Here is a 17,825-nt window from a genome sequence, read left to right as displayed (position 1 = left end):
GCGATCCTCTTGAGAGTCCCCCAGCACATCAATCGGATTTTCCACCGACGACTCTTCCGGCAGAACCGATCTCAATTTGCTTTTGGTGGCTTCCGACAATTCAGCGAGCGTAATGGTTTTGTTTTTGAATATATCAGTAGTTAACACGCCTGCTCCGCCGGCATTAGTTACCACTGCCACTAAGTTATTCTGGGAAACCTTAGCCAGAGATATTAATCGCAGGATATTTATAAATTTTTCTAAATTTTCAGCTCGAATAATGCCGCATTTTTTAAACACCGCGTGAGTGATATCATCGCTTCCTGCCAGTGCCCCGGTGTGTAAAGTTATGGCTTTTTGCGATCTCTCTGTTTTCCCGGCTTTGAGTATCACAATTGGTTTTACCCGGGAAACACGCTCCGCCATTTCCATGAAACGGGAGCCGTTTTTAATTCCTTCCAGATATAGCCCGACTACTTTTGTACCCGGATCGTTTCCCAGATATTCAATGAGATCCGCTTCGTCAATTCGCACTTTGTTGCCGATGGAAAAAACACCGGAAAATCCCAGATGCTCCTTTTCAAAAATATCCAAAATGGCCACCGCCAGCGCGCCTGATTGGGTTATGAAACCAATATTTCCAAAGCCCGGCATTCCGCCGGAAAAAGTAGCGTTAAGTTTGAGTTTGGGAATGATGAAGCCGAGACAATTAGGACCAAGAATGGTAAGATTTTTTTCTTTAGCCAATTGTGACAACTCTTCTTCCCGTTTCTTTCCTTCTTCGCCTGTTTCGGAAAATCCGGCCGAAATTATCACAAAGTTTTTTGTTTTATCTAAACCATTTTTGACGATATCGTTCACAAACTTTGCCGGAACAATCACGATGGCTAAATCTATATTGTCCTTGATGCTCTCCAGTGTTGCGTAACATTTCTTCCCGAATAATTCTTTTCGGTTGGGATTGACCAAAAACACCTCCCCCTTGTACCCCAAATTAAAAATATTCTCCGTTACCATCCGCCCCACCTTTCCTTCCCCATCAGTGGCGCCGACTATGGCAATTGATTCAGGATTAAAAAATTTGTTTAGATTTTTGTTTTCCATGGTTCAATTATATACTATTTTTTCCATTCTGTCTGTCCGTTATTTTTCATTTGAAGTTGATGTTCCTTAAACTTAATATCTTTTGTAACGGGATTAATAATTGTTTCCACTGCCAGTCCTTTCATCGTCTCCGAATTAAAATACTGGTCAAAAATGAAATTTCCTAGTGAATAATAAATTGTTTTACCCTGATATATTTCTTTTTCCTGAACTACGTGAGAATGGGAGCCGATAATCAAGTCCGCTTCAGCGTCAATAAATTTATGAGCTAATTCTTTTTGTTTGGCATCAGCTTTTGTTTCATATTCTTTTCCCCAGTGAGCGTAAAGAATAACAACATCGGCGCTTTTTTTCACCTCCCCGATATCGGCCAGTGCCTTCTCGACCGCATCGGACTCAAACTGGTTATAGCAAACGAAACTTAGGGTTGTATTATGCCCGCCTGCCGGCGAGGCAGGTATTTTGTATAAAGTATAACGTATATCTTTGTCGCAAAAATATTTTACTCCTGCGTCGCTTAAATATTTTTTCGTTTGTTCAAGACCGTTTTGTCTAAAATTAAGAATGTGATTGTTTCCTAAATTAATTAGGTTAATGTTGTGATTTTTTAAAATCGGCGCCACTTGCGGATCAAAAGTAAAAATGTAATTATTTCTCTCTCCAAATTCACTGGTAGCACTTACTGATTTATTATCAGTTAGCGGTCCTTCTAAATTAGCAACGACGAGATCTTTTTCTTTAAGTAAATTATCAACGTCCTGAAAGACAAAGTCATAACCCTTTCTTTTCGCCACTTGGCGAATATAGCGATCAAACATAATGTCGCCGAGAAATAGTATTTTAATTTCCTCCACACTTTCTTGTTTTTCCGCGACACTTTCATGGACACTATCAATCTCACCTGATACTCTTATTTCTTCTGTTGACCACTTACTTCTGGAAAAAAACAAAAAACCGCCAGCTGCAATCAATACAGCCAACAGTAAAAAAACCGCCAGGTGAGAATACCAATATCTTGAATTATCGTTCATCCAATTTCCTCAGTTTTTCGATTAATTCCTTTTGCTCCCGGCTGGGATGCCGCGGAATTTTAACAACAATTTTTACTAGATGATCCCCGCGTCCCCGTTTTCCCAAATGCGGAATGCCTTCATCTTTAATTCTGAAGATTTCGCTTGACTGAGTTCCGGCCGGAATTTTCATTTTCACTGATCCTTCAACCGTCTCCACTGCGATTTTGTCACCCAACACCGCCTGGGAAAAAGTTATTTGTTCGGTGGAAGTAATGTTGTCTCTTTCCCGCTGAAATTTCGGATGCGGACGCACATGGACACTGGTATAAAGATCGCCGCCAGCGCCGCCATGTTCACCCGCCTCTCCTTGTCCGGGAAGCGTTATGGTCTGCCCGTCCTGGATACCGGCGGGAATATTAATCGCGACTGCCTGGTATTCTTTCACCCGGCCGTCGCCGCCGCATTTGTGGCATTTCTGGGAATATGTCTTTCCCGTACCTACGCAGGTTGGACATGTGGAAACCTGGGTAAAGCTTCCAAAAAAACTGCGCGTTGTTTTTCGCACTTGACCCGACCCACCGCAAGTGGGACAGGATTGCTCTTTGGCTCCTGGTTCTCCTCCCGTTCCATGGCAGACACTACAGACAACACTCTTATAAAGATTGACATCGCGCCGGGTTCCTTGGACCATTTCCTCAAAACTTATCTCCACATCAACCTGAATATCCCTGCCGGCTCGCCGGCGAGTTCCAGTCCTTCCAGTAAATCCTTCCCCAAAAATATCAGAAAAAATATCCTCAAAGCCGCCAAAATCCCAGCTTGATCCGCCTCTTCCGGAAAAACTGCCAAAGTCAAATCCCTCGAATCCGCCAAAGCCAGCTCCGGTTTGCTCAAACGTCCGCCCAAACTGATCGTACTGCTGACGCTTTGCCTTGTCTGACAAAACCTGATAGGCCTCATTAATCTCCTTGAACTTTTTCTCATCGCCGCCGGCTTTGTCCGGGTGGTATTTGTGAGCGAGCTTCCGGTAGGCCTTCTTTATTTCGTCATCGGAAGCGTTACGATTGACTCCTAAAATTTTGTAATAATCCATAATGGCAATGGCTACTAATTACTAATCATATACTAATATACTAATACCCATAATTCGTATATTCGTACCAAATTCGTAATTCGTAGAGGAAGCAACTATACAAGCTTATCAGATTATACAACAATTCAGCAAAATTAGCAATCCCACCTCCCGAGTGCTAATTCAGGCCGAGTGAAAATTTTGTCAGACAGAAAAACAAAAAAGCGGGAAATTGACTTTGTCAACTGCCCGCTTCGAAATTTTTTAACGGCAAAACCCGGAAATAACCCTGAAATAATTTATGATAGCTTCTTTTTCGATGTAATCCCCAGTGCTAGTGCTCCGGTAAAACTTCATTATTAATACTCCAACTTCTGCCGTATTAAGAGAACGCATTACGAATTTCGCCAAGGCATCCAGTTTTTTAAAATCTCCTTTCCTGAAAATCTCTAGGATTTTCCCTGGAATATCACTATTCTCCTCGGCAATTGATTTTCTGAATTTTATCTCCATCTTTTCATATTTATCCTGAAGAGCGAAAAACTCATCGTTAAAATCAAATTTTTCCATCTTTTCCTCCTATTCGTCAAATACTATATTAGGTGTCTTTTTGCAACGCTCTTTTTTAAGCTCCTGCAGCCAGGGGATAAAAATCTTAAGCCAGAGCTCACGCTTATACTCATTTACCCTTTCTCTTTCTTTCTGCTTTATTATTTCAAAGATCTTCACGCCCATAGCAACCTCCTTTTATTTTATGCCCGTGAAACACCTAATACTAGCAAGAAATTAGAGTTTTGTCAATAGCCGGTTGAGCCATCAAAAATAAATAGCAGGTGACTGATTTATCAATCACCTGTTATTTTTCCTAAACGAACAATGGTTTTAATGACTCGGAATTGTGGACAGAATGTATGGCTTTTGCCAGAAGCTCCGCTACAGAAACCACTGTAATCTTCCCCAGTGTCTTGGCACTTTCCGAAAGTGGAATTGAGTCAGTCACAATCAATCGTTCAATGGCTGATCGGCTGATTCTTTGAACAGCAGGGCCAGACAGCACTGCATGGCTGCAGCAAGCATATACCGCTTGCGCTCCTTTCTCCGCGATCACTTGAGCAGCGTTGCAAATAGTCCCCGCTGTATCCACCATATCATCGATGATAATGGCCGTTTTACCTGACACCTCTCCAATAATGTTCAGTATTTCTGACCTGCCCGGCTCTTCTCTCCTTTTGTCAACGACAGCTAGATCTGCATTGAGCCGTTTAGCGTACGCTCTCGCTCGGTCTGCTCCCCCAGCGTCAGGTGAAACAATGACCAGATGGCCCGAGAAGTTCCGTTTTAGATAATCCAAGAGCACGGTAGAGGCATAAAGATGATCAACTGGTATGTCAAAGAATCCTTGGATTTGTCCAGCATGAAGATCCATAGTAAGCACGCGGTTGGCGCCTGCAGCGGTAATCAAGTTAGCCACAAGTTTCGCGGTAATCGGCGCTCTGGATTCGGTTTTCCGATCCTGACGGGCATAACCATAGTATGGTATTACCGCCGTTATGCGTTTTGCCGAAGCACGCACGAGCGCATCGATTATAATGAGAAGTTCCATTATATACTCATTGGCCGGTGTACAGATTGACTGGATGACGAACACATCCTTGCCTCGAATGTTCTCATTGATTTCTGCCCTGATTTCCATGTCGCTAAATCTGGAAATGGTTGCATCGGTTAACGATATTCCCAAATACTCCACAATGGCAAGTGCCAGATCGGGATTGCTGTTACCACTAATTACTTTCATTTTTATCCTCCTCTAATATGTGACATGTTGTTAAAAAGCATATCCAGATTAACAAATAAGCTCATTTTGTCAAAAATTACGACCTTAGAAAATAAAAGTGGGTGACTGATTTCGGTCACCGAATTATTCCAAAATTTCCGGTCGCTTATTGGTTCATAAATTCATCACTACCATATAAGGTTATGTAGTAGTAACATTATAGTATGCCGGAATAATGCAGTAAAAAATACAGGCAGATTTTTTTCCGCCTGTAATATCTCCCAAGAAAAATCATTTCTTCTTTTTCTCGGGCAAATTATTGATTGCCCGTAAAACAGCTAAGATTTTGTAATCCTTGCCGCTCTTGCGGGCAGCTTCTTCAAGAGTAATCTTCTTAGCATAGAGTGGGAGATTTTTGAAATCAAAGAAATAATCTTCAATAATTTTTTTCGCTCTCTCATCTTTGAAGGCAATTATTTCTCCGATCTTCATATTCTTTGTTATTATTTTTCCACTCATTTTTCCTCCTTTTCCTTTTGCCAATTCAGGCTTTTATTTTTTAAAAAACATCTCAACTACAACTGTTTATCCTATTTCATTATCGGACTTTTGTCAAGCTTAAAAGCTGATTTTAGAATTACGTAATTCTTGTCCGCCTTTGGAGGAAATTACTTACATTGTTAAGTAACAAGTTACTGAACAGGTCAAGCAACACTTTTTATTATATATGCAAATATGGTAAATCGTCAGTATTTCTAATTATCACTAATTTTACAAGCTGTTTTGTTTTACTGCCCCGGTCGGAGGGTTGGTTTGTGAAATTATTTTTATAATCCTTTTTCTTTTAAACATTTTTCAAAAAAGAAATTATATTGTTTGATTGAATTATCATCGGAAACTTGTCTTCCTTCTGCCCATCTTCTGATATCATCCAGTGTCTTGTTTGAACACTCTTGCGTCATTTTCTGTTTTTCTTCTTCTTGCTTCCACTGCTCTTTATTTTTAAGGGGCAAAAAAACTACCAGATAATAAGCAATTGACAATGCTACTATCAACACTCCAAAAATTATACTTAGCTTCATTATTTTGTCTAATTTTGCTGATTTATTTTCTTTGATTGTTTCGTTTTCCATATTTTTAATTTAAAAATTATTTTTTAAAATATTCCAAAAAAATACTTTCCGAGCTCTAAGTTTAATTTTCTAATCCAATCTGCAGATGATTTTTCTTTGCAAAAATCTAGGTATTTATCATTATAATATTTTTTATTAAAATGGAATACTCCGTTTCTATATCTTTTAAGTAAATTAATATTTTTAGATTGAAGCAACGAATCAATAACCTTATCGTGCAGTTTTAGATTTTTCCATCCTTCAGCTACAACATATAATAATCCATACCAAATCGACATATACATCATTTGCTCTATAGTAATATCTTTATTTTTAGATATATTATGTTTTTTTAATTCTTCCTCAAAGTGAAACTTCATTGTTGTCGCCCAAATATAATATCTATGCAATGTCAATATGGAATCTTGTTTCATTTACTTTATGTATAAAGCGGGGGCGTATGCCCCCGCTAAAAGATTACTTTTTATCCTCTGAAGCTCCTTCGTCCTTCTTTTCATTATCCACTTCCGCGTCTTTCACTTCTCCCTCTTTTTTCGGCTGTTCGCCTGGTTGTCCGCCCTGTTGTTTTTGCGCCTCGGAAGCCGCTTTATACAACTTCTCCCCTATCTTTTGCGCTTCGGTGGAAAGTTCCTGCGTTGCGCGCTTGATCGCTTCCGCATCATCGCTGTCTTTTACTTTTTTCAGCGCCTCAACTTTTTCTTCAATCGGTTTCTTTTCATCCGCCGTGATTTTGCCGCCGGCATCGCGCAGGGCTTTTTCAGTGGTGTAAACCAGCGTGTCGGCCATGTTTCGCGCTTCAACTAAGTCCTTTTTCTTTCTATCCTCTTCGGCGTGCGCTTCCGCGTCTTTTTTCATCTTTTCAATTTCTTCTTTGGAAAGCCCGGTTGATGCTTCAATACGGATTGATTGCGACTTTCCGGTGGCTTTGTCCTTGGCTGTAACGCTTAAAATTCCATTGGCGTCAATGTCAAAAGTAACTTCAACCTGGGGAATACCGCGCGGAGCCGGCGGAATGCCGTCCAGAATAAATCTCCCTAGTGTTTTATTATCGCTTGCCATCTCCCGTTCGCCCTGAAGCACGTGAATTTCCACGCTGGGCTGACTGTCAGCGGCCGTAGAAAATATTTGCGACTTGGCAGTGGGAATAGTCGTATTTCTTTCGATTAAAGGAGTTCGCACTCCCCCCAGTGTTTCAATTCCCAGCGTCAAAGGTGTCACATCTAAAAGCAATACATCACGCACTGATCCTTCCAGCACCCCGCCTTGAATGGCTGCGCCGACGGCCACCACTTCATCTGGATTAACTGAAATGTTCGGTTTCTTGCCGAAAAATTTTTCTACCGTCTGCAAAACCAGAGGCATTCGGGTAACTCCGCCAACCATAATTACCTCATCGATATCTTTTGCGTCCATTTTAGCGTCGGAGAGTGCTTTCTTCATTGGTTCAATCGTTTTTTCTACTAAATCGTGCACTAGTTCTTCCAATTTTGCCCGGCTCATTTTCATTACCAAGTGTTTGGGGCCATCGGTGCCGCTAGTAATAAACGGCTGATTAATTTCCGTTTCCATCGCGGTGGATAATTCAATTTTCGCCTTTTCCGCCGCTTCCTTAATCCTTTGCAAAGCCAACGGATCTTTCCCTAAATCAATTCCTTCCTGTTTTTTAAATTCGCCAATAATCCACTCAATGAGCCGCTGGTCAAAATCATCTCCCCCCAAGTGAGTGTCGCCGTTGGTGGATTTCACTTCCACCGTATCTCCGCCTACTTCCAGAATAGAAATGTCATAAGTCCCACCTCCCAGATCGTAAACCGCAATTTTTTCTTCTTTTCCGCCGGAGGCGGATCCGCCTTGGGCGGACTTCTGGCTAAATCCATAAGCCAGCGCCGCGGCTGTTGGTTCGTTGATTATTCTTTTGACATTAAACCCGGCGATTTCTCCCGCTTCTTTAGTTGATTTTCTCTGTGAGTCGTCAAAATAGGCCGGAACGGTAATCACCGCGTCAGTAATTTTTTCTCCCAATCGCTCTTCGGCATCGGCTTTCAGTTTCCCCAAAATCATGGCCGAAATTTCCTGCGGTGTATATTCTGCTTGCCCCGAGGAACTCGAGGGGTCTCCCATTATGACTTTTACTCCCCCATTGGCCTTTACAATTTTGTAGGGCATTAGTTTTAAATCCCTTTGCACTTCAGCATCCTCAAATCTTCTCCCAATGAGCCGTTTGATGGAAAACAAAGTATTTCCCGGATTAGTTACCGCTTGGCGTTTGGCCAAAAGACCCACGAGACGCTCGCCATTTTTGGAAATTGCCACCATTGAAGGAGTGGTGCGCGCTCCCTCTTTGTTTTCTAAAATCTGCGGCTTTCCGGCCTGAACTACAGCCATTGCCGAGTTAGTGGTGCCGAGGTCGATTCCTAATATCTTACCCATAGCTTTATTAGCTTCATTAGCTTTGTTAGTTTGATTAGCTTCAAAGTTAATTAGCAAAAATTTATTAATTACCAGCTTTTAGCTTTATTTAAGGCAAAAGTCGATAATCAATTTTGACTAAAATATTTATTTATGTTAACCTTTGGACATCAAAAAATTTATACGAGGAGGTAGTTCTTTTTATGGTAAAAATAACTTTGCCCGAAGCAGTGGAGCTTAGAAACTGGTTTTTTTCTCAAGCGTTGGAATTTTCATCGGATCATTTAAAGCAAATAAGCATTTACTTGACTAATCTTATTAGGAATAGCAGAGAAAATGGATACATTGAGATTCGGAGAGAACTACTTAGATAATCCTAGTGCAAACGGAGGTGAAAAATGTTTGACGATTTACCAGTTCGTGACAAACTTGTCCGGAACCCGCTCCCAATGAAAAAGAAAATTAATGCCGTTCGCACCGATCTTCTCGGTGATGGCGGCGAAAAATTTCTTAACAAAATAAACAAGGGCGTTAGTCCTCGCTTGCGAAAACTAATGAAAAAGCTCTACGGTTTTAATCCTGAAAACTCGTAGCTGTCCCAGCTCGGTTCGCCTAACTTTCTAACGGGTTCACAAACCAATATAGAAATTTAGAGCGAATCGGGCTTTTTTATTTTATTTTAAAATGAACTATTTTTATTCGCGGGTTATTCTACTATTACTCTTGCCGGTCTAATCACTCTTTTTTCCATTTTGTATCCTTTCTGCAAAACTTTACTTATTTTATTTCCTGATTCCTGATTCGCGATTCCTGATTCCTGTTTTACGGCTTCATGCACCTCCGGATTAAACTCATCTCCGGCTCTGGCTTCAATCTCCTCTACCTTATTATTCCTTAAAAGCTCTTCTAGCTGCTTTTTTATATGCAATATCCCGCCGACCCACGCGCTTTCTTTCTGGTCTTCAGGAACATGAGTGAGTGAACTTTCAAAACTATCTAACACCGGAAAAATTTGGAACACAAAGTCCAGAGTGGCGAACTCTCGAAATTCCTCCATTCTTCGCGCCTGGTCTTTTTTATAATTTTCAAAATCGGCTTGGCAGCGTTTCCAGCCGGAAATATAATTTTCTGCTGTTTTTATCAGTTCTTCGTGCACCTTTTTGTCGATCTTTTCCGCCTCAACCTCGCCTTCAGCAAGTTCAATTTCTTCTTTAGCGGCTTTTTCAATATCCTGTTCCTTTATTACATCTTCTTCTTTTTCTTTTTTCTTGGTCATAATTTTGTCGTTACTCTTTCTCACGTCTTTATTTTTCTGGATTCCGGGTCAAGCCCGGAATAACATTTTATTACAATAAATTTACCACTAATATTACTACTACCGCCGAACTCAACAACTTCTTCATATACTCAATTAGCGACTTATTTTTGGCGTATTCCATCCTTTTAGGGCCAATGAGAGCCAGCACTCCTTTTTCTCCGGTTTTTAATTTATAGGGCGACACCATCATCGCGCAGTTGGGCATTTTTGCCAGCGGATTTTCTTTGCCGATGAAAATTTTTGTCTCCCCTATTCTCAAACCCCTGGTTAATTTATCAACATTCTCGTCAATAGAATCCATCACTTCAACCAGACGGCAGACCTCATCCAGTTTTTTAAATTCCGGTTCAGCCAGCAGTTCCAACATCCCGAATTCGGAAAATTCTTCTTTTTTCAAAAGTCCGCTTACCGCTAAATTTCCGCTTAGAATAGAAAGTAATTTCGCTGTGGTCTTGGTGATCCTTTTATTTTGACCCTTAAGCTTCAGTAATTCTCTCTGTAATTTATTTTGATCCTCTTTGGAAAGCTCGCGGTCCTTCATTATCTCCTCCACGAAATAGCGATAGCCCTTATCGGTGGGAATTCTTCCGGCGCTGATATGCGGCTGATAGAGCAAGTCGTCTTTTTCCAGTTCATTCATATCATTTCTAATCGTCGCCGGGCTCATTTTGACATTATATTTTTTTACCAATAATTCCGAAGCCACCGGAATAGCAGTATTGGTATATTCCTCAATGACGGCGGATAGAATTTTTTTCTGACGAGTGTTCATTTTTGGCTTGTCATTCCGGACTTGATCCGGAATCTAATCCGATATCATTAGATCCTGAAACAAGTTCAGGATGACATTCTTAACTTTATATTTCCATTATAAACCTTCCATTAGCAGTCGTCAAGTCCGAGTGCTAATTGTGATTATATACTACTCTGAAAATGGGTCAATATTTCAATACAAAAGAGCCCGTTTTTGCGGGCTCTTGGCAAATCAAGGATTTTTTATTGTCCGGCACCCTGTCCCATATTCTGATATTTTTTCATCATTTCCTGCATTGATTGTATCTGCCCTTTCATTTGATCGCACTGGTCAGTAAAAGTTATGTCAATGGGAAGTGAAATATCCTCATTAGTTGGTTCGCATTTTGTGTCAACCGCGTTTTCAAACGCTTCTTGCCCGGCTTTTAATTGGTTCTGATTTTGGCCAGTGTTCTTTTCTTCGCTTTTATATGAGTCCCCGATTTCCTTAAGACAGGCCATGGAAATTTTCGTCCCGGTCTTTTGTCCTTCAGTCCAGGTGTAGCTTATTTCTCCGTCAAAAAAATTGTTGGTTTTCTGGCCTTCTATCTCATAGCTTGATTTGTATTTTTTTCCTTCAATATACACTACTGATTCATCTGTTTGTCCGGCAATTGCGTAACGATACGTGCATTTCACTTTTTTGCCCAGACCCATCGCGTCCTTAATAGAACTGACAACACCGCCTTTTTCCTGTTTCTGTATTGCTCCCTGGTCCTGGTTATCATTTTGGTTTGTTTTTTTGCATCCGGCGACAAAGATTGACAATCCTACTACCAGCGCAAAAACGGCAATTTTCTTCATTTGGTTTGTTTTAATTATTACCTGCTAATTTATTCTACCATATTTTTTGCAAAATGAAAAAGCACTCCAGAAAAACAATACCGCTTAGCCATTAGCGCTAAGCGGTGTAAAAATAACTAATTCCTTAATTTAAGAAGCAGTTGAGTTTGCATATTTTCGAACAGATCTCTTCTTTAGTTTCCGACGAGGCTGAATTATTAATTTCTCTCGCATCCTTGTCCTTTTTGAATTCACTAACCACACGGCAATAAGAAATGAATCCCATCTCATCAGAGTGAATACTCTTGCCAGCCGGGTAGTCGCTGCCTTTTCCCCTGCCGGCCCCGGCCCATTTGCTGTAATCAACAATTTCTATTCCTAAATTTTTTCCCTTGGTTTCTTCCCTTTCTGTCGGTTTAAAACCCCCAAAAATATCTCTCATACTCTCCTCCTTTTTTGCTATGTTTTATTCTATTAATCCTTCCTGAACACAGTAAGCCAAACACGGGCAAACCCCGCAAACTTGGTTTACCTTGGAACACATTTCTTTCTGACATCTCGGGTTGCAAGCCGTGCCAGGAACTTCAACTTTTACCCCGAAAATTTCTGTCAGTAACAGCTCGCAGTTTGGTGCTTCATATAATCCATTCATTAAAATCTCCTTCCTTTAGAGCTGAATTTTCAAATAGCTATAAAATTTATGAAACTTTATGGTTGCTATGGAACCGGGTCGTACCCTCCATCGTTCCAGGGATGACATCTTACTATTCTTCTAATTCCGAGCCACACGCCTTTTACTATTCCAAATTTATCAATCGCTTCGTAGGTGTACTGCGAACAGGTCGGATGAAACCGACACCATCGCTCGGAATAGACATAGGACAATAGACCATGATCTAACGATAATGTTCTCTGATACAGCCGAATTAACAACAACGATGCTTTTTTAAACATTATCAACACTCTACCAGTTTATCGCCCTTCCGTCAAGGCAGAAAATGGTGTATGATAAACTTAATGTCATTCCGCACTTGATGCGGAATCCAGTAAAGAAAAAAGTTTTCTGGATTCCCGCTCCCCGATTTCTCGAGGACAAGTTTCGCGGGAATGACATAAAAATAAAACTTAACATGCCATGAAGTCAGTAAAATTCAAAGATATAACCTGGATTGATTTTGAAAATCCCTCGGCGGATGATATTTTGTATCTCCAGGAAAACTTTAACATTCATCCTTTGGCCATTGAGGAATTCACCACGCCTACCTTCCGCCCCAAAGCGACCCAGTACGACAACTGCCTTTTTCTTACTGTCCATCTTCCCCTTTTTGACGTTGCGTCCAGAACCACTTATCCGGAAGAACTGGACATTGTGATTACGAAAAATTGTTTAATCACCGGGCATGCCAACAACATCTACCAGTTGAGCGACTTTTTTGACACCCTTTCCGAAAGCGAGGGGAAACGGCGCCTTTATATGGACAAGACCCCGGCTCATCTGCTCTACAATCTTCTTGAGCTTCTTTTTGAATCCTGCTTTCCCCGGCTCGATCACATTTCTGAAAATCTCGATCGTATTGAAAAAGACGTTTTCGCCGGAAAAGAAAAAGAAATGGTTTTTGAAATATCGGTAGTTAAAAGAGATATTCTCAATTTCAGAAGAACGCTCAAGCCCCAGCGGTCAATTTTGGAATCCCTTGTTCAAAAGGACTCTCCTCTTATCCCTAAAGAATTAAAGCCCTATTTTTATGATCTTATCGGCACTAACACCCGGATTTGGAACGACCTGGAAAGTAAGAAAGAAACCATAGAATCGCTCGAAGAAACGAACAATTCACTGCTTTCCAACAAACTCGATCTCACCATGAAAGTGCTCACTATTTTCTCCGCCATAATGCTTCCAATGACGGTGTACTCTAATATCCTGGCAATGAGCGCTGATATCCCTTTCGGAAAAAATCCCTACGGCTTCTGGATCCATACCTCCATTATGCTTTTTATTTCTTTTCTCACAATTACGATTTTCAAACTGCGAAAATGGCTATAATTAGCTTCTTAGCTTTCAGCTTGGTTAGCTTTATTAGATTAACTTTCGCTAACAAGCTAATAAAGCTAATAAAGCTAATAAAGCTAAATGCTAAAACTTTATAACACTTTAACGAAGAAAAAAGAGATTTTTAACCCTATCCATCCCGGCAAGGCCGGCCTTTATGTCTGCGGTCCGACGGTTTACGATCACTGCCATCTGGGGCACGCCCGCGGCTATACGATGATGGACGTGCTGCGCCGTTATCTGGAATATTCCGGATTTGAAGTGCGTCATATTATGAACTATACCGATGTGGGGCATTTAGTGGCGGACGCGGAAATTGGCGAAGATAAAGTTGAGAAGAAAGCCAAAACGGAAAAAGTTGATCCGATGGAAATCGCCAACCGCTTCATTCAGTCCTGCCAAGATGATTTTCGCTCTCTCAATATCAAGCCGGCTCATTTTAATCCCCGACCGACGAAATATATTGCCCAGATTATTAATTTTGTTCAGGGACTGATTAAAAAAGGATATGCTTATGAAGTAAACGGATCGGTTTATTTTTCGGTGGAGAAATTCCCCGATTACGGAAAGCTTTCCGGCAAGAAAAAGGAGAACCTTATTGCCGGCGCCCGCGTGGAAGTGAATCCCGACAAAAAAAATCCTTTGGATTTTGCCCTTTGGATAAAAGCGCCCAAAGAGCACATTTTAAAATGGGAAAGTCCCTGGGGGGTGGGATATCCCGGCTGGCATATTGAGTGTTCGGTGATGTCTTATGATCTTCTCGGCCAGGATACTTTTGACATTCACGGCGGCGGAAATGAAAACGTTTTCCCTCACAATGAAAATGAAATTGCCCAGAGCGAGGCCTTCTTGGGAAAACCAATGGCCAATTTTTGGACGCTCTGGAATATGGTGACGGTGAGCGGCGAGAAAATGGGAAAGTCCCTAGGAAATTTTGTCTATATTAAAGACGCCCTCAAAAAATACGATCCGATGGTGGTACGACTTTGGATTTTGAGTTCCCATTACCGGAGTGTCACAAACTATACTGAAGATGCTCTTCAACAAGCCAGAGTAAACCTACAGAGAATTTCCGACTTTGTTTCCATCCTGAAAACCGGATTTGGAGGTTCAACCTCCAAATCGGCTTCCGGTCTTAATTTGGCTTCATATGAAAAAAAGTTTGAGGAGGCGATGAATGATGACTTAAACACCCCGGTGGCTCTGGCGGTTTTATACGAGCTGATAACAGAAGCTAACAAAAAAATTCAAGATAATAAGTTAGGAGCTGATGAAGCTAAGGAATATCTTAATGTTTGGGAAAAAATGAATAAAGTTTTTGGTTTTGTCATTAAAAAAGAGAAAATTGAAATTCCTGGAGATATTAGAAAACTTGCCGAGGAAAGAGAAACTGCTAGAATGGATAAAGATTTCCAGAAAGCTGATAATATAAGGAAAAAAATTGAAGAAAAAGGATATTTAATAGAAGACGTAAGAGAGGGATATAAAATAAAACCAAAAAGCTAAAAACCGCCACTGCTTTTAGATCTTTTCAAAAAAAATAAGGACGTTTTGGAGGGAAAAATGAAAAAATACTTCAGGTATTTTATTACGGCAATTCTTATAATCTTTATTGCCTGCCTCTGTTTTTTCCGCTTCTCCGGTAAATATGAGATTCGCTCATTTTGCAGCGAGAGCATGCACCCGACTTTGAAAGAAGGTGATTTAATAGTAACCAGATTGATAAGCCGACCTGAGAAAATTGAGATAGGAGATATTGTCTATTATAAACTTAACTCCTACTATGAAGTACTGCACAGAGTGCTTTGGGTCTCAGATCAGTATATCATTGCCAAGGGAGACGCTAACAATGATTCTGAGGTAGTCCTGATTTCCTATGTGAGGGGGATATATTTTTTTAGAATTCCATTGCTGGGCTACGCCGCTCTTGTAAATTTAGGAGGAATACCCTTGAAATTCATACTAATCTCAATTATCGTTACATCGGTTGGCCTGAAATTTGCACTAAAGAGAAGAAAACGAAAGGCAACTTAAAAAGAGTGAGCAGATCTTAACAGCGCTCACTCTTTTTCATTTAAAGTTGAACTTTAGGAGATTTTCAAAGTAATTGAAAAGCAGGTTCGCGACTCGGCGCAAACCTGCTTTTACTATTATTTACAAACCGTAATCATTGTCGGGCCATGTGCTGAGATATGCTTTTCAACTCCGTTGCCGGCTACAAAATAATTTTGCGTTAAATCAAGATCTATCTCGTAATCGTGCCGTATCGCATAATCATGTAACACTAGCGAAAGCGTATATCCATCCGTATTCCTGCAAAGCCATTCCCTTATGAAGTATGTCTGCCATATACTTCCTTTTTTCTGGAATGGAAGTGCTTCTTTCTTATTACTAACGTACATGGAAATGGGATGTATACTGCCATCTGCCAATTGCTCCATAAAAATTGGCCCTAATTCGAATCCTCCCCAGTTTTGGTCGAATCGCGGAGCAAGATTTCCAACGATTTCCATTTCTTCGGCACCATAGGCCGTGATAAAAACAACATCCACCAAATCGCCTCCATACTGTTGCACTTTGCCTATGGAAACTTCCACTGAAACTCCGGCAGGCCATTCAATTCTTTCGAATGAATAATCCGAACCATTCATATAAGCATATTCAACTTCACCCTGCGCATTTGATACAGTTGCAAATGAAATAGCAATAGCTAATATTACTAGCAACCCAAATTTTTTCACCTTTATCCTCCTATTTTTCTTTTTTTAATTCCGCAAAGCGGAACCTTTCTGCTAAATTTGCTTTTAATGTACTGTGGCATCCTATTCAATCATACTTTATATAACTTGTCAAATATTAAAAGTGTTATATAAATCCTAAAGTTAAATTTAGGAGAACTTTAATTTCAAGCTGACTTATAAAAGTCAATAAATACTGCACAAACTGCGCATAATGCAAGGTTGATTTTTATCATTGCTATTGTATACTAAGTTCACTTATGGCAGCTAATACTTCCAACGAAAACCTGCGTGTTTCTCCCCACAACATCGAAGCCGAGCAGTCGGTGCTGGGTTCCTTGATGCTGGATAAAGACGCGATTGTCAAAATCGCTGATCTTCTCCGCGTCGGGGATTTCTACAAAGACGACCACAACGTGATTTATGAAAATATGCTGGAACTTTATGAAGAGCGCGAGCCGATTGATGTTTTGAGTTTGTCCAATAAGCTGGAAGAAAAAAAGAAGCTGGATGAAATCGGCGGCTCAAGTTATCTGGCGTCTCTTGTCAATACTGTTCCTTCGGCTTCCAATGTGGTGCACTACGCCAAAGTGGTGCAGAAAAAATCGCTCCTGCGGCGACTCATTACCGCTGCCAGTGAAGTAGTGGAAATGGGTTACCGGGAAGGAGAAGACGTGGACAAAATAATGGATGAAGCGGAACAGAAAATATTCAGCATCTCGCAAAAATACATCAAGCAGGATTTTATTCCCATCCGGTCAATTCTGGAAGCGGCCTTCAACCGCATTGATGAACTTCATCGGGAGGAGCACACGCTGCGCGGCGTACCAACCGGATTTCCCGATTTGGATAATATTCTGGCGGGACTGCAAAAATCAGATCTTGTGATTCTCGCCTCTCGCCCCTCTATCGGAAAAACAGCACTTTCATTGGACATCGCCCGCTATGCAGCCGTGAAACATAAAATACCAGTGGGGATCTTTTCTCTGGAAATGTCTTCCGATCAGTTAATCGACCGGCTGCTGGCGGCTCAGTCAGGAGTGGATCTGTGGCGATTGCGCACCGGACGGCTCCGTAGTGATCCCGAACAAAATGACTTTCAGCGCATCGGCGACGCGATGGGAATCCTTTCTGAAGCGCCGATTTTCATTGACGATACCGCCACTGCCAATGTGCTTGAGATGCGAACAATGGCCAGGCGCCTCCAGTCCGAACATAAACTGGGGCTTATTATCATTGATTATCTTCAATTGATGGAGGGGCGCCGCACGGAAAACCGGGTTCAAGAAATTTCCGAAATATCGCGCTCTCTCAAAAATCTGGCTCGGGAAATTAACACTCCGGTTCTGGCTATTTCTCAATTGTCCCGCGCCGTTGAATCTCGCTCTCCCCAGATTCCCAAACTCTCTGACCTTCGCGAGTCCGGTTCCATTGAGCAGGACGCCGACGTGGTGCTTTTCCTTTACCGGGAAGACCGGGAAAAACCAGATACCCCCAACAAGAATATCGTGGAAGTCATCGTCTCCAAGCACCGAAACGGCCCGCTGGGGCGGGTGTCGCTGTTTTTCGATGAAACAAGCACAACATTTAGGTCGTTGGAGAGAACGCATACTGAGTAATTTTAGAATTGTGAATTTGGAATATGGAATTTAGAATTGGA

General features: G+C 41.2%; 21 protein-coding genes. 5 read left to right on the top strand and 16 right to left on the bottom strand.

What is annotated here, in order from left to right; genetic code table 11:
- From NT136_04275 to dnaK, 10 genes are all read right to left on the bottom strand, one after another.
- Window positions 1–1,083, bottom strand: a 1,083-nt coding sequence (locus tag NT136_04275) for a CoA-binding protein (protein ID MCX6766146.1), incomplete at its 3' end; no start/stop codon positions are given.
- A 14-nt stretch (window positions 1,084–1,097) separates the two neighbouring features.
- On the bottom strand, window positions 1,098–2,114 hold the full coding sequence (locus tag NT136_04270; GenBank protein ID MCX6766145.1) for a CapA family protein: 1,017 nt from the start codon (window positions 2,112–2,114) through the stop codon (window positions 1,098–1,100).
- Window positions 2,104–3,189: a molecular chaperone DnaJ gene (gene dnaJ / locus NT136_04265; GenBank protein ID MCX6766144.1), complete on the bottom strand. Its 1,086-nt coding sequence runs from the start codon at window positions 3,187–3,189 to the stop codon at window positions 2,104–2,106. The genes NT136_04270 and dnaJ overlap by 11 nt, the downstream gene beginning before the upstream one ends.
- Window positions 3,190–3,432: 243 nt before the next feature.
- Entirely contained in the window at window positions 3,433–3,738 is a 306-nt protein-coding gene (locus NT136_04260) for a hypothetical protein (GenBank protein MCX6766143.1), read from the bottom strand.
- A gap of 9 nt (window positions 3,739–3,747) precedes the next feature.
- A complete protein-coding gene (locus NT136_04255) occupies window positions 3,748–3,903 on the bottom strand; it encodes a hypothetical protein (GenBank protein MCX6766142.1) in 156 nt (51 codons plus the stop codon).
- A 130-nt stretch (window positions 3,904–4,033) separates the two neighbouring features.
- A complete protein-coding gene (locus NT136_04250; protein MCX6766141.1) occupies window positions 4,034–4,963 on the bottom strand; it encodes a ribose-phosphate pyrophosphokinase in 930 nt (309 codons plus the stop codon).
- Between the two features lie 270 nt (window positions 4,964–5,233).
- The gene (locus tag NT136_04245; GenBank protein MCX6766140.1) at window positions 5,234–5,485 is read right to left on the bottom strand and encodes a hypothetical protein; all 252 of its coding nucleotides are present in this window, start codon (window positions 5,483–5,485) and stop codon (window positions 5,234–5,236) included.
- 284 nt (window positions 5,486–5,769) lie between these two features.
- A complete protein-coding gene (locus NT136_04240) occupies window positions 5,770–6,075 on the bottom strand; it encodes a hypothetical protein (protein MCX6766139.1) in 306 nt (101 codons plus the stop codon).
- A gap of 23 nt (window positions 6,076–6,098) precedes the next feature.
- Entirely contained in the window at window positions 6,099–6,488 is a 390-nt protein-coding gene (locus NT136_04235) for a hypothetical protein (protein ID MCX6766138.1), read from the bottom strand.
- A gap of 43 nt (window positions 6,489–6,531) precedes the next feature.
- Window positions 6,532–8,505, bottom strand: a complete 1,974-nt coding sequence (gene dnaK, locus NT136_04230) for a molecular chaperone DnaK (GenBank protein ID MCX6766137.1) — start codon at window positions 8,503–8,505, stop codon at window positions 6,532–6,534.
- A 377-nt stretch (window positions 8,506–8,882) separates the two neighbouring features.
- Between dnaK and NT136_04225 the strand changes: the two genes are divergently transcribed.
- Window positions 8,883–9,077: a hypothetical protein gene (locus tag NT136_04225; GenBank protein MCX6766136.1), complete on the top strand. Its 195-nt coding sequence runs from the start codon at window positions 8,883–8,885 to the stop codon at window positions 9,075–9,077.
- Window positions 9,078–9,190: 113 nt separating this feature from the next.
- Here the strand turns inward: NT136_04225 and NT136_04220 are convergent, their stop codons facing one another.
- From NT136_04220 to yidD, 5 genes are all read right to left on the bottom strand, one after another.
- The gene (locus NT136_04220; GenBank protein MCX6766135.1) at window positions 9,191–9,760 is read right to left on the bottom strand and encodes a nucleotide exchange factor GrpE; all 570 of its coding nucleotides are present in this window, start codon (window positions 9,758–9,760) and stop codon (window positions 9,191–9,193) included.
- Window positions 9,761–9,830: 70 nt separating this feature from the next.
- Window positions 9,831–10,574: a hypothetical protein gene (locus tag NT136_04215; protein ID MCX6766134.1), complete on the bottom strand. Its 744-nt coding sequence runs from the start codon at window positions 10,572–10,574 to the stop codon at window positions 9,831–9,833.
- Between the two features lie 224 nt (window positions 10,575–10,798).
- Window positions 10,799–11,398, bottom strand: coding sequence for a hypothetical protein (locus NT136_04210; protein ID MCX6766133.1), 600 nt, complete (start codon window positions 11,396–11,398; stop codon window positions 10,799–10,801).
- Between the two features lie 124 nt (window positions 11,399–11,522).
- On the bottom strand, window positions 11,523–11,819 hold the full coding sequence (locus tag NT136_04205; protein MCX6766132.1) for a hypothetical protein: 297 nt from the start codon (window positions 11,817–11,819) through the stop codon (window positions 11,523–11,525).
- 275 nt (window positions 11,820–12,094) lie between these two features.
- Entirely contained in the window at window positions 12,095–12,331 is a 237-nt protein-coding gene (gene yidD, locus NT136_04200; protein ID MCX6766131.1) for a membrane protein insertion efficiency factor YidD, read from the bottom strand.
- A gap of 181 nt (window positions 12,332–12,512) precedes the next feature.
- On the opposite strand from yidD, the gene NT136_04195 reads away from it, so the two are divergent.
- The 3 genes from NT136_04195 (at window position 12,513) to NT136_04185 (ending at window position 15,461) form a co-directional block, all read left to right on the top strand.
- A complete protein-coding gene (locus NT136_04195) occupies window positions 12,513–13,421 on the top strand; it encodes a magnesium transporter CorA family protein (protein ID MCX6766130.1) in 909 nt (302 codons plus the stop codon).
- Between the two features lie 87 nt (window positions 13,422–13,508).
- Window positions 13,509–14,933, top strand: coding sequence for a cysteine--tRNA ligase (gene cysS / locus NT136_04190; GenBank protein ID MCX6766129.1), 1,425 nt, complete (start codon window positions 13,509–13,511; stop codon window positions 14,931–14,933).
- A gap of 57 nt (window positions 14,934–14,990) precedes the next feature.
- Complete coding sequence (locus NT136_04185) at window positions 14,991–15,461, top strand: signal peptidase I (protein ID MCX6766128.1); 471 nt, start codon at window positions 14,991–14,993, stop codon at window positions 15,459–15,461.
- Window positions 15,462–15,577: 116 nt separating this feature from the next.
- On the opposite strand, the gene NT136_04180 is transcribed toward NT136_04185, so the two are convergent.
- Window positions 15,578–16,168 carry a hypothetical protein gene (locus NT136_04180; GenBank protein MCX6766127.1) on the bottom strand — a complete coding sequence of 197 codons (591 nt, stop codon included), beginning with the start codon at window positions 16,166–16,168 and terminating at the stop codon, window positions 15,578–15,580.
- A gap of 257 nt (window positions 16,169–16,425) precedes the next feature.
- Here NT136_04180 and dnaB point away from each other — a divergent pair, with 257 nt between their 5' ends.
- Window positions 16,426–17,784 carry a replicative DNA helicase gene (gene dnaB, locus NT136_04175; protein MCX6766126.1) on the top strand — a complete coding sequence of 453 codons (1,359 nt, stop codon included), beginning with the start codon at window positions 16,426–16,428 and terminating at the stop codon, window positions 17,782–17,784.
- Window positions 17,785–17,825: the final 41 nt, after the last annotated feature.

This window comes from Candidatus Moraniibacteriota bacterium (assembly GCA_026396275.1).
Lineage (GTDB): Bacteria > Patescibacteriota > Minisyncoccia > Moranbacterales > JAPLXC01 > JAPLXC01.
The sequence above is the reverse complement of the archived record's forward strand: the minus strand, read 5'-3'. Positions and strand labels throughout refer to the sequence as shown.

What these genes read in the sequence shown, in the direction of transcription:
- NT136_04270 (MCX6766145.1), bottom strand. Translation starts at nt 2,114, where the DNA reads ATGAACGATAATTCAAGATATTGGTATTCTCACCTGGCGGTTTTTTTA.
- dnaJ (MCX6766144.1), bottom strand. Translation starts at nt 3,189, where the DNA reads ATGGATTATTACAAAATTTTAGGAGTCAATCGTAACGCTTCCGATGAC.
- NT136_04260 (MCX6766143.1), bottom strand. Translation starts at nt 3,738, where the DNA reads ATGGAAAAATTTGATTTTAACGATGAGTTTTTCGCTCTTCAGGATAAA.
- NT136_04255 (MCX6766142.1), bottom strand. Translation starts at nt 3,903, where the DNA reads ATGGGCGTGAAGATCTTTGAAATAATAAAGCAGAAAGAAAGAGAAAGG.
- NT136_04250 (MCX6766141.1), bottom strand. Translation starts at nt 4,963, where the DNA reads ATGAAAGTAATTAGTGGTAACAGCAATCCCGATCTGGCACTTGCCATT.
- NT136_04240 (MCX6766139.1), bottom strand. Translation starts at nt 6,075, where the DNA reads ATGGAAAACGAAACAATCAAAGAAAATAAATCAGCAAAATTAGACAAA.
- NT136_04235 (MCX6766138.1), bottom strand. Translation starts at nt 6,488, where the DNA reads ATGAAACAAGATTCCATATTGACATTGCATAGATATTATATTTGGGCG.
- dnaK (MCX6766137.1), bottom strand. Translation starts at nt 8,505, where the DNA reads ATGGGTAAGATATTAGGAATCGACCTCGGCACCACTAACTCGGCAATG.
- NT136_04225 (MCX6766136.1), top strand. Translation starts at nt 8,883, where the DNA reads ATGTTTGACGATTTACCAGTTCGTGACAAACTTGTCCGGAACCCGCTC.
- NT136_04220 (MCX6766135.1), bottom strand. Translation starts at nt 9,760, where the DNA reads ATGACCAAGAAAAAAGAAAAAGAAGAAGATGTAATAAAGGAACAGGAT.
- NT136_04215 (MCX6766134.1), bottom strand. Translation starts at nt 10,574, where the DNA reads ATGAACACTCGTCAGAAAAAAATTCTATCCGCCGTCATTGAGGAATAT.
- NT136_04210 (MCX6766133.1), bottom strand. Translation starts at nt 11,398, where the DNA reads ATGAAGAAAATTGCCGTTTTTGCGCTGGTAGTAGGATTGTCAATCTTT.
- NT136_04205 (MCX6766132.1), bottom strand. Translation starts at nt 11,819, where the DNA reads ATGAGAGATATTTTTGGGGGTTTTAAACCGACAGAAAGGGAAGAAACC.
- yidD (MCX6766131.1), bottom strand. Translation starts at nt 12,331, where the DNA reads ATGTTTAAAAAAGCATCGTTGTTGTTAATTCGGCTGTATCAGAGAACA.
- NT136_04195 (MCX6766130.1), top strand. Translation starts at nt 12,513, where the DNA reads ATGAAGTCAGTAAAATTCAAAGATATAACCTGGATTGATTTTGAAAAT.
- cysS (MCX6766129.1), top strand. Translation starts at nt 13,509, where the DNA reads ATGCTAAAACTTTATAACACTTTAACGAAGAAAAAAGAGATTTTTAAC.
- NT136_04185 (MCX6766128.1), top strand. Translation starts at nt 14,991, where the DNA reads ATGAAAAAATACTTCAGGTATTTTATTACGGCAATTCTTATAATCTTT.
- dnaB (MCX6766126.1), top strand. Translation starts at nt 16,426, where the DNA reads ATGGCAGCTAATACTTCCAACGAAAACCTGCGTGTTTCTCCCCACAAC.